The sequence below is a fragment of the Mucilaginibacter sp. SG538B genome (assembly GCF_013376065.1).
GTDB lineage: Bacteria > Bacteroidota > Bacteroidia > Sphingobacteriales > Sphingobacteriaceae > Mucilaginibacter > Mucilaginibacter rubeus.
The window spans coordinates 665,050-680,668 of the sequence record NZ_JABMJI010000003.1; the positions used below are offsets into that span (position 1 = coordinate 665,050).

Below are 15,619 nucleotides of genomic sequence, written 5' to 3' on the forward strand. Positions count from 1 at the left end.
AGACTTTATCTTTTTTTAATGGAATCGCCAGCTGCCTGTAAACAACAAAGCGCCTGTACAACAAATGTACAGGCGCTTTGTTAATTTCTGATGAATATTATAATTTGCTGTAAACGTCGATACAGTTAAGGTCTTCAAAGGCAACAGAAAGCCTTTTTACAAAGTTTTCCTCACCTTTGCGTAACCAAACGCGCGGGTCATAATATTTCTTGTTTGGAGAATCCTCACCATCCGGGCTACCGATCTGGCTTTGCAGGTATCCTTCTTTTGATTTATAGTAATCTTTAATGCCTTCCCAGTAAGCCCATTGCATATCGGTATCAATATTCATTTTGATAGCACCATATGAAATAGCTTCGCGGATTTCTTCCTGGCTTGAACCAGAACCACCATGGAATACAAAGTTGATCGGTTTTTCGGCAGTTAAACCAAATTTTTGTTTAACATACTCCTGTGAGTTATGCAGGATAACCGGTTGTAACTTAACATTACCTGGTTTGTACACACCATGAACGTTACCAAAAGCAGCAGCTACAGTAAAACGGGGGCTTACTTTTAAAAGGTGCTCATATGAATAAGAAACCTCTTCTGGCTGGGTATATAAACGAGAGCTGTCAACATCCGAATTGTCAACGCCATCTTCTTCACCGCCGGTTACACCCAACTCAATTTCAAGGGTCATGCCCATTTTAGCCATACGCTCAAGATATTTGGCCGAAATTTCGATATTCTCTTCAATAGGCTCTTCTGAAAGGTCGAGCATGTGCGATGAAAATAGAGGCTTGCCTGTTTCGGCAAAAAATTTCTCGCCATGATCCAGGAGGCCATCAATCCACGGTAACAATTTCTTGGCAGCATGGTCTGTATGCAGGATAACCGCAACGCCGTAATGCTCAGCCAACAGGTGAACATGCTTTGCAGCAGATACACCACCTAAAATACAGGCCTGAAGTTTTGAATTATCCAATGATTTGCCGGCGTAAAACTGTGCACCGCCATTTGACAGCTGAATAATAACCGGAGAGTTAACAGCTTTAGCTGTTTCCATAACTGCATTGATAGTATTAGTACCAATAACGTTTACTGCCGGTAAAGCAAACTGGTGCTTTTTTGCTGCTTCAAATAGTTCCTGCACCTGATCGCCGTGCAGAACACCTCTATAATTTTTTAAATCCATTAGCGTTTATTTGGGGCTCGAAGTTATAAAATTTATTGAATTCGGATAAGCAATCTTAAAAGTATATTAAAACGGTAGTAAAAATAGGGTTAATTTAAAAATATGATATAATTAATTAACAATCCGATCCTTTTATTACAAAAATAGCATCAAATAAGTAATTAAACTTTCAAGCAAACAATTTGCCCCCTATAACTTTTTATATACCGGCACCACATGTTTAATATTTTTTGTTTCTTTGTACCCAATTGAAAGAGTTAGACACAGATATGGCATGGTTTAAACGAGAGTTGAAAGGGATAATTACGACTACTGAGGAAAAGAAGGAAGCCCCCGATGGCATCTGGAATAAATGCCCTAATTGTAAAAAACCTTTACACTATTCTGAGCAGGTAGAAAATCAATATGTGTGCCATTACTGTGGCTTCCACCTGCGCATAGGTTCAAAAGAATATTTTTCGGTCCTATTTGATAATAACGAGTTTACAGAACTTTTTCCTGATCTTACCTCGGGTGATCCGCTTCATTTTGAAGACACCAAAAAATACACTGACCGGCTTAAGGAAACTCAGCACAAAACAGGTTTAAAAGATGCAATAAGGGCAGGCGCCGGTAAAATTGACGGTCAGGACCTGGTTATTGCCTGTATGGACTTTAACTTTATTGGGGGATCAATGGGATCGGTAGTTGGTGAAAAGATAGCCCGCTCTATTGATTACTGTATCCAACATAAAGTCCCGTTCCTGATGATCTCAAAATCAGGTGGTGCGCGCATGATGGAAGCCGCGTTTTCGTTGATGCAGATGGCTAAAACATCAGCCAAACTTGCCTTACTTGCACAGGCAAAAATCCCTTATATCTCATTACTTACCGATCCTACTACAGGCGGTGTAACAGCATCATACGCTATGTTAGGCGATATCAATATTGCCGAACCTGGCGCGCTGATAGGTTTTGCAGGGCCAAGGGTAATTAAAGAAACTATTAAAAAAGATCTACCGAAGGGTTTCCAGACTGCCGAATTTGTGCAGGAACATGGCTTCCTTGATTTCATTGTTGACAGAAGAGAAATGAAAGAAAAATTAGCCTCGTTTATCAAAATGATGGCCGATTAACGATATAAGCAATCTTTATTATATGGTAAGGGATAAGCTTAAATGTTTATCCCTTATTTTTTTGCTATAGCTTTTGGAAAATCGTCATTGCGAGGAGGAACGACGAAGCAATCGCGAACTCTGCAGGGGCACTTACATAGCGTCTGTAAAGTTGGGGATTGCTTCGTATCTTGCAATGACGGGTGAATAAGCCTTACCTCCACGACTTATCTGACCAAAACCCCTCATCCTGCCATTTTGACAATATAATAACAATTGGAACACACATTGATGTTGCATTGGCGACAATCATTAAATCAATCCTATTAAAATATAGTTATGCAAGAAAAAGGCAGCATTTCGATCCACACCGAGAACATTTTCCCGATCATTAAGAAGTTCTTATACTCTGATAATGAGATATTTCTGCGCGAGCTGGTATCAAACGCGGTAGATGCTACCCAAAAAATTAAACGTTTAGCTTCATTAGGCCAGTACACCGGCGAACTTGGCGACCTCCGTGTTGAGGTTGCTTTTGATGCAGACAAAAAGACCATCACCATTAGCGATAATGGTATCGGTATGACCGCCGAAGAGATTAAAAAGTACATCAACCAGATCGCTTTCTCAGGCGCCACCGAATTCATGGAGAAATTCAAGGAAGCAAAAGATGCCAACGAGATCATCGGTCGCTTTGGTTTAGGTTTTTATTCAGCATTCATGGTGGCTGATAAGGTGGAGATCCAAACCTTATCATACCAGGAAGGCGCAGAGCCTGCTTTCTGGGTATGCGACGGTAGCACCGAATTTGAAATTGGCGAAGGTATTTTAGAAGAGCGTGGTACCGAGATCACTTTGTATATCAATGATGAATCGGCCGAGTTTTTAAGCCAGTACAAATTGCAGGAGATCCTGGATAAATATTGCAAATTTTTACCTGTGCCTATTAAATTCGGCACTAAGACCGAATCTGTTGAAGATGGTGTTGACGAAGAAGGTAAACCAAAATATACTTCAGTGGAGGTTGATAATATCATCAACACTACCAACCCTATCTGGACAAAAGCGCCATCTGAATTAAAAGATGAAGATTATCTTGACTTTTACAAACAGCTTTATCCTTTCAGCGAAGATCCATTGTTCTGGATCCACCTGAATGTTGATTATCCTTTCAACTTAACAGGTGTACTATATTTCCCTAAGCTGAAAAATGATTTTGAGTTCCAAAAAAACAAGATCAAATTATTTAGCCGCCAGGTATTTATTACTGATGAAGTAAAAGATATTGTCCCTGAATTTTTAATGCTGTTGCATGGTGTTATCGATTCACCGGATATTCCGCTTAACGTATCACGCAGCTTTTTGCAAGCGGACAGCAATGTTAAAAAGATCAACAGTTATATTACCAAAAAGGTAGCTGATAAATTGTCAGACCTGTTCAAAGCAGACCGTAAAGCTTACGAAGAAAAATGGACCGACATTGGCCTGTTTGTAAAGTATGGTATGGTGAGCGAAGACAAGTTTTATGACAAAGCCAAAGACTTTGTTTTGGTTACCAACACCGAAAAACAAAACTTTACGCTGCCCGAGTATAAAGACAAAGTTGAAGCTAACCAAACAGATAAAGACGGTCAATTGGTTTACATCTACACCAATGACCCTGCGAAACAGGATTCGTTTATCCAGTCTGCCAATAAAAAAGGCTATGATGTATTGGTGATGAACTCTCCTATTGACAATCACTTCATCAGCCAGTTGGAGCAAAAATTAGAGAAAACATCATTAAAACGTGTTGATGCTGATGTTGCTGATAAACTGATTAAAAAGGATGACGCGCTTGAAACGGTACTTACCGAAGAACAAAGCACCCAGGTAAAAAGCATTTTTGATAAAGCCATTAACAGGCCAGCTTACAACGTTCAAATAGAAAGCCTTAACCCAGACGAGTTACCGGTTACCGTAACTATGGACGAGTTTATGCGCCGCATGAAAGATATGGCAGCTATGGGCGGTGGCATGAGTTTTTACGGAAACATGCCTGATAACTACAAAGTAATTGTAAATGGCAACCACAAACTGGTAAGCCGTATTTTGCAGGAAGAAGACGAAACTGTACAGGCACAACTTTCAAAACAAGCTTTTGATTTGGCATTGTTATCACAAGGCTTATTAACCGGTGCCGATTTAACCGAGTTTGTTAAACGCAGTGTTAGCTTGATATAATACATTGCTTTAATAAAGCAGCAAATCCTTTACTTTAAAGGCCATCTGAAAAACAGGTGGCCTTTTACATTGAAAGGATCTCTGCTAAGTTTTCTTTAAGAAGAATAATTTCAAAAGGATCATGTGTTATTTTGCAGATTTGGCCATTACTTTCAATCCCTATAAAATCACCGTCTTCAAGATCTTCTATATGATAAAACACCCGGCCTTTCAGGTTTAGTTTATAAACATTCTCCGGCTTAATCAACTTCAGGTCATCTTTACTTATTATCCTTTTCAGGCTTTCATAATCCTCATTGTCATCCGCATAAAACTCCTTGACATAAGCATCTGTATCAGCACTAATAACATCAATAATCTGTTTTTTTAAACCGTGTATAGAATATCCTGTGATAACTCCGTTATGTACGTATATTACATACATAAATGTTTTACTCCCGCCAATATCCCGCACTTTTATATTGGTAATTTTATAGCCATGCTCGCGCTTGCGTTCAAAAGCACTAATCCCGTCGGCATAAGAAAATGCCACATAATCAGGATAAGAGGCACTATAACCAACAAGAGATGAGGCAAATATATCTGCTTCTATCTGGCGTTTCAGATATTCAAACTCCGTTGGCAGTTTTTCAAGCGTTTTATACATCAGCACCAATTCCCAATCCTGTACAGGGCGCTTTGACTTTTTTCTATTAAATAGTCGAAACATATTTGTCCAATAGTTTTTTAGTGCCTAAATCTACTGAATTACCAGTGGGCTTTTTTGTTTAAAAGATTGCTTAAATTTGAATGTACTTAAACCTAAATAACTCTTTACAGTCTAACCACTTAAACATTTATATCATGAAAATCTTAAACAAAATAGCCCTCTTGGCTGCTTTCATATTTATTGGCGTTAACGTAAGCTTTGCTCAAACCAAGGCTGAAAAAAAGGCAGCCAAACAGGCTGAAATCAAAAAGATGGTAGAGGACCAAAACTTTGTATTTAAGGCAAATTATGCTTTACCGATGCGGGGCGGTACCAGGCCGCTTACCTCTGATTATGACATGACGATAAGCAAAGATACCATTGTATCATTTTTACCTTATTTTGGCCGGGCCTATGTAGCGCCTCCTCCGGGAACAACAGATGGCGGCATCAAAGTTAATACTACAAAATTCACATATTCGTCAGTAAAAAAGGGAAGCGGATGGAATATCACGATCAAACCCAAAGAAAAAAACATAGCCGACTGGCGCGATGTACAAACGTTTAATCTAAGTATTTCGCAGGATGGCTACGGCTCTCTGCAAGTGATCAGCAGCAACCGCGACCCAATATCATTCAATGGTTATGTGGAAGCGAGGAGGAAGTGAGTCTTAAGTACGAAGTTCTAAGTATTAAGTCCGAAATTTGCTATATGGAGCTTTCGGACTTTTCTATTATATCGAGCTTTATAACTTATGACTTCCGACTTAGTACTTAAGACTCTATCAATCCCGCATTATCCTTCAGCTCCACTCCCGACAGTTTCCGTTTAAACGCTTCATTAATTAAATAGAAAATTTTCTTTGCTGCTTTTTTATAGGTTAAACCTTTGGGGCGGATATTAGAAACGCAGTTTCGTGATTCGTCTGTCAAACCGGGTTTGGGATTATAGGTAAGATATGCACCAAGACTATCCGCGGCACTTAGACCAGGGCGTTCACCAATCAAGATCAAAGAAAGTTTAGCCTTCAGGCCATACCCAATATCATCGCCAATAGCCACCCTGCCTTGTTCAACCAGACTTATCGGCGCAAGCTTTAAACCATCGGCAACTAACAAAGGAATTAGCGCATCGAGCAAACCAATTGTATTTTCATTTACCGCTGTTGCAGAGAGACCATCAACTATCATAATGGCCACATCACTTTCAATGCTGTAGCCGTTTAACTCATTCAATGAGGCTTTATTAAGTTTACGCCCAAGATCGGGCCGTTGCAGGTATTGCCGCCGGTCTGTTACCTGGCTATGCAGGTGCAGGATAGGCTGTTCAAAGTGTTTAAGGGAATTAGTTAGTTTGCCTGAATTTAATTCAGAGTATACAGCATCACGTGCATGCGCATGTGCCAGCTTAAAGTCAAGCGACTGTTTTAAGGGGATACTCGTTCCCACCCGGCCAATAGCTATCCGCGCGGAAGTAAATTCCTGCAAAGCTTTTAGTGGCTCAATTTCCTGTGGGATATTTCGTTTCATTTAATGGTTTACTTATGTCCTTGATATAGCGGCAACCTGTCACTCTGCCTTCGCTCGGCTCCAGCTGAATGACCATTATTCATAGGCCTCCGGCCTGTGTGCCATAAGAGCTTACGTCGGCCAGAGGCCGTGAGATAGCTGACACTCGGCTGGAGCCGAGCGACGGCAGAGGATGACACCGTATTTTTTATTTTTCGTCAGTTCAAAAAACCTTTTACCTTTCGCCTTTACCCTTTCGCCTTCAATCAAAAACCTCTCAACAACCCGTGTTCCGTAACAGGCAGCATATAACCTTTATCATCAACAATCCCCTGCTTTATCAACCAACCCTCAAACTCGGGAGCGGGTTTCAACCCCAATACTTTACGCAGGTAAAGAGCATCATGAAACGAAGTTGACTGGTAATTAAGCATAATATCATCCGAGCCCGGAATACCCATCACGAAGTTACAACCCGCTACACCAAGCAACGTAAGCAGGTTATCCATATCGTCCTGATCGGCTTCCGCATGATTGGTATAGCAAACGTCAACACCCATGGGCAGGCCTAAAAGCTTTCCGCAAAAATGATCTTCGAGCGCGGCACGGATGATCTGCTTGCCATCATATAAATATTCGGGGCCAATAAAACCCACTACCGTATTCACCAGCAAAGGATTAAACTTACGGGCGACGGCATAGGCCCTCACCTCGCAGGTTTGCTGATCAACACCGAAATTGGCATTGGCTGATAAGGCGCTACCCTGTCCGGTTTCAAAGTACATTACATTATTACCAACAGTACCCCGCTTTAACGATAGTGTGGCCTGGTAAGCTTCCTCAATCAAGCTTAAATTAACCCCGAAACTGGCGTTGGCCTTCTCTGTACCGGCTATGGATTGAAAACACAGATCTACAGGAGCACCTTCGTTAACCAATTGTAATGTGGTAGTTATGTGGCTTAGCACGCAGGTTTGTGTAGGGATATCGAAACGGTGCCGTAACTCATCCATCAACGTCAATAAACTGCTCACCGCCGCCGGACTGTCAGTCGCCGGGTTAATGCCTATAACAGCATCGCCGCTACCAAATAATAAGCCGTCGATGATGCTGGCCGCTACTCCCCGCGGATCATCAGTTGGGTGATTGGGCTGTAAACGGGTACTGAAATGTCCCTTTAAGCCTATGGTATTACGAAAGCGGGTAACCACCTGGCATTTATTGGCCATAGCAATCAGGTCCTGGTTGCGCATCAGTTTGGATACTGCAGCAACCATTTCGGGTGTCAAGCCGGGAGCTATAGTTGTTAAAATAGCACAGTCGGTTTCGTCACTTAATAACCAATCACGTAATTCGCCAACGGTTAAATGGCCAATGTGACTAAAGGCAGCCTTATCATGATCGTCAATAATCAGGCGGGTAATTTCATCGTCCTCATAAGGGATTACCGCTTCATTTAAAAAGTTTTTAAGCGGCACATCGGCCAGGGTAATTTGTGCAGCCACACGTTCCTCATACCCCACGGCACAAAGCCCGGCCAGTTCATCGCCCGAGCGGTAAGGTGACGCCTTGCCCAGCAATGTTTTCAGGTTGGGAAACTTATAAACCCGGTGATGTATGTTGTGGCGGTACATTTCTTTATATCATTATTTCACTGGTCATTGGGTCATTTTTTTCAATCATTATGTCATTGGTTCATTATTCAAAAAGCGAACAAGCAAATGATTTAATGACTCAATGATTAATGACCTTCTCATCCATTGGTGCGCTCATCAGGTCTTCTGTTAATGCCACTTTATGCTTGCCCATCACTATAAAAATCAGCAATACAATTACTAATCCTCCTGCAAAAATGAGGCTCATATCAGGGTTAAAATATATCGTTGCAAATAAGCATACTACACAAATTACCAAAGCTATTGCCGGGAAAACCGGGAACATTGGAGCCAAAAATGGTCGGCTTAAACGGGGCTCCTTTTTGCGTAGTATAAAAAGGCTTAGCATGCTCATAATATACATAACCACAGCACCAAGCACCGACAGCATGATGATCTGATCCGTCTTAAACTTATAAATGAAGATGGAGCTTACTATACCACTTACAACAAGCGCCCAATGTGGTGTTTTAAATCTGTGATTAATGTCCGACAGCATCCGGGGCAAATAACCGCTGCGTGCCATGGCAAACACCTGCCGCGAAGAGGCGAGAATAATACCATGCAGCGACGCGATCAGTCCAAATAAACCTATACTCGCAAATATTTTGGTTAAACCGTTTCCTTTGCCCAATACTATCCCGATAGCCTCGGGCAAGGGGTAGTCTAAATGGCTTAGTTTGCGCCAGTCGGTAAGCCCGCCGGTTATGACCATTACACCCAGCGCTAACACTACCAGCGTTATAATGGCTGATATATAACCTCGGGGAATATTCCTTTTCGGGTTCTCCACTTCTTCGGCCACCATCGCAACACCTTCAATGGCCAGGTAAAACCAAACTGCAAAAGGCAGGGCTGCAAACACACCAGCCCAGCCAAAGGGCATAGGATTGGTGAGGTAGTTTACCATTTTAAAATGCGGTGAAACAATGCCCAGATAAAGCAGCAGCTCAATTACGGCAAGTATGGTAATGAACACCGAAAACGTCGCCGATTCCTTTACCCCAAGCATATTTAAAAGGATAAAAAGAACATTAAAGCCCATAGCGGCCTCTGCTATTGGGATAGCCGGGTATAAAAAATGCAGGTAGCTTCCTAAAGAAACTGCTACAGCAGGCGTAGCCACCAGGAAATCAACAAGGGTAGCGTAACCGGCAATTAACCCGCCAAACGGTCCCATAGCCCGATACGCATAAGCAAAAGCGCCTCCCGCATGAGGTATGGAGGCGGTGAGTTCGGTATAGCTAAAAATAAATGTAATATACATCAAGGTGATAACCAGGGTGGCTATGAGCAAACCTATAGTGCCGGATACAGCCCATCCCAAATTCCACCCGAAATATTCGCCCGAAATAACCAGACCTACGGCTATGGCCCATAAATGGATAGGTTTCAAAACCCTTTTTAAATGTTCTGTAGATGTTTCTGCCATGCGCCGCCGTTATAAATAATATTTTATCGCCTTAAATTACTCAACAGGCAAGTTAAATCAAAATTACGGTACATTATGGAATTGTTAAGCCATACTTTTCCGAAAAATACAACAAGTTCCGGCGTCTTCTTTTACAAAAAAAGCTCATAAACTAAAATAAGAGGCAAACAACAATCGTTAGCAAACAAAACAGCCGATAAAACTTAATTTATCGGCTGCAATTCTATTATAAAACAATTAATAGTTAACGATTCGGATATCACTCCCCTATTTACACCATCAGCTTATCCTTCAAATATCCCATACTGGCTGTAATACTTGCAAAGGCATCTTTAGGCATATCATGCTCTACAAAAAAGTGTTGCATACCTGCTGATTTAGCCGCTACAAAAATTGGTTTAAAATCAATAGTGCCACCTCCTACAGGTTGTATATTCTGCCTGCCTGCATCCAAATCTTTCACATGCCAAAGCGGGAAACGACCGGGATGTTCCTTAAACATTTCTACCGGATTTTTACCCGCTTTAACAGCCCAGGCCAAATCAAGCTCCATTTTTACATTACCCGCATCTGTTTCGCTTAATAGCATGTCATAAGGCACTTTACCATCAACTGCGTGAAACTCCATATCATGGTTATGATAAGCAAACTGGATCCCCGCTTTTTTCGCGGCCTCTCCTGTTTTGTTTAATACCTCAATAGTCGATTTTATTTCATCAAGCGTAGCCGTAGGCGAATTGGCGCAAACCAGGTATTGAACGCCGCCGTCAGCAACCTCGTCAATCACCTGCTGCATATTATCGCGCAGGTTCAATACAGGAGGCAATACCATCGGCTTACCATCTGCACCTGCAGGCATTTTTGCTCCCGGTGGCAGTTTAAACGGAGCGCCAAGAACATGGTGCGAGGTCCAGCTCATGCCCAGGTTATTCACCATGGCTTTAAATTCTTTAGGCTTCATACCATAATAGCCGCCTTTTTTACTAAAGGCCGATTCCAATTCCTTGTATCCTATAGCTGCAATTTTGCTCAATGTGCCCTTTACATCTTCGTCAATAACGCCGAAAAAAGTAAACAACTGCAGTCCTACAGGATGATGCTCCATGTTACTCAAAAAACTTGCTGCTTTACCCGATAAGGCCATGCCGCCAAGCACCAATGCACCGGTGCCTTTAATAAAATTTCTTCTGCTGTAAATCATGCTTGATAATGGTTAATAATTAACTGGTACAGTAAAGCTAATTAATTAATAATAAGCCAGGAAATTTTATTGTGTCTTTTTTACACAATAATTCATATCAAGCTAAAAGTATCATACTGAAGGTTAATTGACAGATGGAAGTTTTAATATTTATCTGCAGCAGTCCCACCATGGCACAGTGTTGATTTATAGCACCGTGCCAGGTTATTATATACATACACCCTATTCCAGATACAAACAATTGGCAATCAGTCCTGTCCAGCCGGTTTGATGTGCGGCACCTAAACCAAGACCTGTATCGCCATCAAAAAACTCATAAAACAAAATGTGATCTTTAAAATGCGGATCGGTTTGCAGTTTGGGATTTTTACCATACACCGGCCGCTCAGCATTTTCGTTTTTCATAAACAGTTTGGAAACCCGGGCATATAGTTCGTTCGCTACCTCTTTCAGGTTCATAAAATTTCCCGAACCGGTTGGGCATTCTATTTTAAACTCGTCGCCATAAAACATATGGAACCGGTGCAAACTATCAATAATCAGGTAATTGATGGGCATCCAGATAGGGCCGCGCCAGTTGCTGTTACCACCAAATAAACCGCTGTCACTTTCGCCCGGCACATAGGATATGCCAAATTCAACTCCATTTACCGAAACATGGTAAGGGTGTTTAAGGTGATACTTTGAAAGTGACCGGATCCCGTAGTCGCTTAAAAATTCATTTTCATCTAACATGTATTTGAGCAATGACTTCATCCTGTAACCACGCAGCAAACTTATCAGGTGTTTGCCGTTGCTTCCCTTCTCGTTCCAGCGTGAAACCAGCGATGCAAGATCGGGGCGATTTTCGGCAAACCATTTCATGCGGTCTTTAAACACCGGGCTTTCCGTAATATCTTTTTCATCCAATACCTCGGTAGCAAACAGTGGAATCAACCCTACTATACTCCTAACCCGCATTTTAATAGAACCATCATCAGGGAAACGGATCTGATCATAAAAAAAGCCATCGTCATCATCCCAAAGGCCTTCATTGTTTTCGCCCAGGTTTGACATGGCCCCAACAATATAAATGAAATGCTCAAAAAACTTAGAAGCGATATCAGCGTAGGCTTTGTCGGTTTCGGTAAGCTCGGTGGCAATACGAAGCAGGTTAAGCGAATACATGGCCATCCAACTGGTGCCATCGGCCTGTTCCAAATGCTGCCCGGATGGTAAATGCATATTACGGTCAAAAACACCGATGTTATCCATCCCCAGGAAACCACCCTCAAAAATATTATTGCCCGATTGGTCCTTGCGGTTAACCCACCAGGTAAAATTGAGCATCAGTTTGTGAAAAACCCGCTCCAGGAAATAAGTATCCCCTTTTCCATTGTTATTTTCCTTATCGGTTTTATATACGTTCCATACAGCCATGGCATGTACCGGAGGGTTTACATCGCCAAAATCCCATTCATAGGCAGGCAACTGGCCGTTAGGGTGCATATACCAATCGCGGGTAAGCAAAATCAACTGATTTTTGGCAAAGGCCATATCAACGGTTGCCAGCGGCAGGCAGTGAAAAGCAAGGTCCCAGGCGGCAAACCAGGGATATTCCCACTTATCTGGCATTGAAACAATATCGCGGGTATTAAGATGCGTCCACTTACTGTTTCGGGCTTTTTGCCTTTGTGCAGGCGGGCGGGGCATCCCTTTATCACCGCTAAGCCAATGGCGGGTATCTGAATAGTAAAACTGCTTGTTCCATAACATGCCGGCAAAAGCCTGCCGCTGAATAAGGCGGCGATCGGGGTTCATGGTAGCGCCATGAATATCGTTATAAAACTGGTCGGCCTCTGTTTGGCGAACAGCAAAAACCTCGTCAAAATCCTCAAAACTATAATTTGCATCTTCAGACAGTCGCAAGCGTATGGTTACGCTTCGCCTGGCCGGGATATTCAAATCGTAATTTATAGCTGCCTTGGTGCCCATGTTTTTAGGATTTACCGTATCGGCAGCATGAATAATGTAATCGTTTATACCATCCTTATAATACTTTCGGCCATCGTCATAATTATAAAGCCTGCGCGAGTTAGTTTCATTATCACAGAACAGGAGTTGAGCTTGCCCTTCGATGTGCAGCCACGTTTGCCCAAGGTCTTTATGAAAAATGCTGATCACTTTATCCGAAGAAGCACAAAGATCTGGTTTGCGCGAATCATATCCCCAAGCCCAGGTATTGCGGAACCATAAAGTAGGCATTACATTAAGCGGGGCATCCTCTTCACTCCGGTTATGAATAGTTATTTTAATGAGGATATCTTCCTGCGCGCTTTTGGCATATTCGGTAAAAACATCAAAATATTCGTTACGATCAAAGATCCCCGTGTCCATCAGTTCAAATTCCGGATCCTGGCGGCCGCGGCGTTTGTTCTCATCAACCAGCCATTTGTACGGAAACTCGTTTTGCGGATATTTATACAACGTTTTCATGTACGAGTGGGTAGGTGTACTATCCAGATAGTAGTACATCTCTTTCACATCCTCGCCATGATTACCTTCGGGGTTGCTTAAACCAAAATATCGTTCTTTAATTATAGGGTCTTTCTTATTCCACAATGCTATTGCAAAACACAGATATTGCTGCCTATCGCAAATGCCGGCTATACCTTCCTCGCCCCAGCGATAAGCTTTGCTGCGGGCCATATCATGGGTTATGTAGTTCCAGGCATCACCATTTGCACTGTAATCCTCCCTCACGGTACCCCACTGCCTATCACTTACGTAAGGCCCCCACTTTTTCCAACCTGTATCCTTTAACCTTGATTGTTCTGCGTTCATAGTTTAGATGACAATTTACACTATCCCTAATTTAAGGTAAGTGTTTCGCAAAGTAGATTTAATTAAGGAAAGTTACAGATATAAAAGGCAGGTTTTACTGTTTAATGAAGAAATGGAAGGATTTGGGGGTATCTCTTTCGACTAAAACTTATCGACGACTTAACCTTCTGTCTTATAAATCTACCATTCGCCCCAAGAATGAAACATTGTCATCCGGTGCTTATTGGCATCTACCAATACATACCCTTTTGCTATCATAGCCTCTCCCTCAGTTACATAAGTCCAACCAGAATTAAATTCATACAGGGTACAGTAATCGTTAACGCAACCCGAAAAACTTAAATCAGCTTCGGTATTACCACCATAAACTGCTAAATCTGCTTTATCTGGTGTTTTATTGCCTTCGTTTCTGATGGAGATTTTTTTATTTCTAATGGTGTCGATAACCATGGTCTGTAGTAACCTCCAACCGTTGCCTTCTGCAAATCTGATTACATCCTGGCTATTATAATTACGTAACCGATTTTTCCAGGCAATCGTGCGTGTTCCGCCCCATGGTCCCTGATCGCTGGCAGATTTTATGATATGATCGCTGTCAAACCCTTTCCAAAACCCTGCCGGGCTCAATTTATTACAGCTAACCAATATCACAGCAAAAGCCATTATTGAAATCCGCTTCATCGATATCAAAGTAGATTAACATGCTGTACAGCCCACTGCAAACTAAAAACTGCCAACTGATTTACGCCCATGCATTCCTTAAAAACCTGAGCCAGTTGCCGTGCATCATATTTTGAATATCCTCATCAGTATAACCGCGTCTCTTTAACAGATCGGGCACTTTTTGCAGATCGGCAATGGTTTCAAGGTCATAAGGGCATTGCTCACGTCCGAAAGCGCCATCCAAATCAGTACCCATACCTACGTGCAGGGCATTACCGGCAATCTGGCAAATATGATCGATATGATCAACCATAACTTCCATATTACAGTTCATTCCTTTTGGGGTAGATACACCCCTTACCCATCCGGGCACCATCATCCAGGCATCAAGGGCGGCGCCGATCACTGCGCCGCGGTCGATAAGGGCTTTGATCATCTCATCGCTGTACTGGCGGTTATGATTTACCAGTGCCCGGCAATTGTTATGACTTGCCCAAACGTGCCCGTTAAAATGATCAAGTGCTTCCCAAAAACTGTCATCGCAGAGATGGGTAGCATCTAAAATGATATTCAGCCGCTCCATTTCTTTAAGCAACTCATGACCTTTAGGCCCCATATAGCCGGTAGCATCAGTACCCTGAGCATACCTGCCGGGGCCATAATGCGCCGGACCAACAGCCCGCAAGCCATAATTATAAGCCCGTTCCAAATGCTGAACCGTCACTATCGAATCGGCACCTTCCAAACTTAAAATATACCCCACCGGCTTTTTTTCTGCCGGGGTACCATCATTCCAAAGTTCCAGGTGTTTTTCAAGCGACGGCAGATCATTCACCTGCACCATTTCGCCTGCATCTTCCATAGCCCTGTACCAGGCTACTTGTCCCTGGGTTTGTGCCCAGGCCTGCTCGGGCGAATGCCAGCCGGGCAACGGATTATCCGGCGCTACATAACGCCCTATCTGGGTAGCTACTACCAGGCCAATATTCCCTTTACGCAATTCGGGCAAGGTAACAACAGCGTTGGCACGATCTGGCTTATCGGTTAAGCCTTCTTCGCGTTGGTTTACTTCAGCAAGCGGGCGCGTAAGGTCGCGGTTCCACTCCAGGGCGTTCATGCTTAAATCTAAATGGGCATCTATAACAAACATGGTA

12 protein-coding genes are annotated in these 15,619 nt (G+C 42.6%); 3 read left to right on the forward strand and 9 right to left on the reverse strand.

Annotated features, from left to right (window positions below; genetic code table 11):
- Positions 1-97: 97 nt before the first annotated feature.
- Entirely contained in the window at positions 98-1,177 is a 1,080-nt protein-coding gene (gene fbaA / locus FHW88_RS18770; RefSeq protein WP_090526963.1) for a class II fructose-bisphosphate aldolase, read from the reverse strand.
- 269 nt (positions 1,178-1,446) lie between these two features.
- Here fbaA and accD point away from each other — a divergent pair, with 269 nt between their 5' ends.
- Both accD and htpG read left to right on the forward strand, forming a co-directional pair.
- On the forward strand, positions 1,447-2,292 hold the full coding sequence (accD, locus tag FHW88_RS18775; RefSeq protein WP_176627784.1) for an acetyl-CoA carboxylase, carboxyltransferase subunit beta: 846 nt from the start codon (positions 1,447-1,449) through the stop codon (positions 2,290-2,292).
- Positions 2,293-2,610: 318 nt separating this feature from the next.
- Positions 2,611-4,494 (forward strand): molecular chaperone HtpG, encoded by a 1,884-nt coding sequence (gene htpG, locus FHW88_RS18780; protein ID WP_176627493.1) that lies wholly within the window; start codon positions 2,611-2,613, stop codon positions 4,492-4,494.
- A 64-nt stretch (positions 4,495-4,558) separates the two neighbouring features.
- Here the strand turns inward: htpG and FHW88_RS18785 are convergent, their stop codons facing one another.
- Positions 4,559-5,203, reverse strand: coding sequence for a hypothetical protein (locus FHW88_RS18785; protein WP_090526957.1), 645 nt, complete (start codon positions 5,201-5,203; stop codon positions 4,559-4,561).
- Between the two features lie 134 nt (positions 5,204-5,337).
- Between FHW88_RS18785 and FHW88_RS18790 the strand changes: the two genes are divergently transcribed.
- Positions 5,338-5,850, forward strand: a complete 513-nt coding sequence (locus tag FHW88_RS18790) for a DUF4251 domain-containing protein (protein ID WP_176627494.1) — start codon at positions 5,338-5,340, stop codon at positions 5,848-5,850.
- A 106-nt stretch (positions 5,851-5,956) separates the two neighbouring features.
- Here the strand turns inward: FHW88_RS18790 and eutC are convergent, their stop codons facing one another.
- The 7 genes from eutC to FHW88_RS18825 all read right to left on the reverse strand — a co-directional run bounded on the left by eutC (position 5,957) and on the right by FHW88_RS18825 (position 15,615).
- Positions 5,957-6,712, reverse strand: a complete 756-nt coding sequence (gene eutC / locus FHW88_RS18795; RefSeq protein ID WP_176627495.1) for an ethanolamine ammonia-lyase subunit EutC — start codon at positions 6,710-6,712, stop codon at positions 5,957-5,959.
- 245 nt (positions 6,713-6,957) lie between these two features.
- A complete protein-coding gene (locus tag FHW88_RS18800) occupies positions 6,958-8,325 on the reverse strand; it encodes an ethanolamine ammonia-lyase subunit EutB (RefSeq protein WP_176627496.1) in 1,368 nt (455 codons plus the stop codon).
- Between the two features lie 100 nt (positions 8,326-8,425).
- Positions 8,426-9,778 carry an ethanolamine permease gene (gene eat / locus FHW88_RS18805; RefSeq protein ID WP_176627497.1) on the reverse strand — a complete coding sequence of 451 codons (1,353 nt, stop codon included), beginning with the start codon at positions 9,776-9,778 and terminating at the stop codon, positions 8,426-8,428.
- 271 nt (positions 9,779-10,049) lie between these two features.
- The gene (locus tag FHW88_RS18810) at positions 10,050-10,979 is read right to left on the reverse strand and encodes a sugar phosphate isomerase/epimerase family protein (RefSeq protein WP_176627498.1); all 930 of its coding nucleotides are present in this window, start codon (positions 10,977-10,979) and stop codon (positions 10,050-10,052) included.
- Positions 10,980-11,201: 222 nt separating this feature from the next.
- The gene (locus FHW88_RS18815) at positions 11,202-13,802 is read right to left on the reverse strand and encodes an MGH1-like glycoside hydrolase domain-containing protein (RefSeq protein ID WP_176627499.1); all 2,601 of its coding nucleotides are present in this window, start codon (positions 13,800-13,802) and stop codon (positions 11,202-11,204) included.
- A 180-nt stretch (positions 13,803-13,982) separates the two neighbouring features.
- A complete protein-coding gene (locus FHW88_RS18820) occupies positions 13,983-14,483 on the reverse strand; it encodes a hypothetical protein (protein WP_139159966.1) in 501 nt (166 codons plus the stop codon).
- Between the two features lie 61 nt (positions 14,484-14,544).
- Complete coding sequence (locus FHW88_RS18825; RefSeq protein WP_176627500.1) at positions 14,545-15,615, reverse strand: dipeptidase; 1,071 nt, start codon at positions 15,613-15,615, stop codon at positions 14,545-14,547.
- Positions 15,616-15,619: the final 4 nt, after the last annotated feature.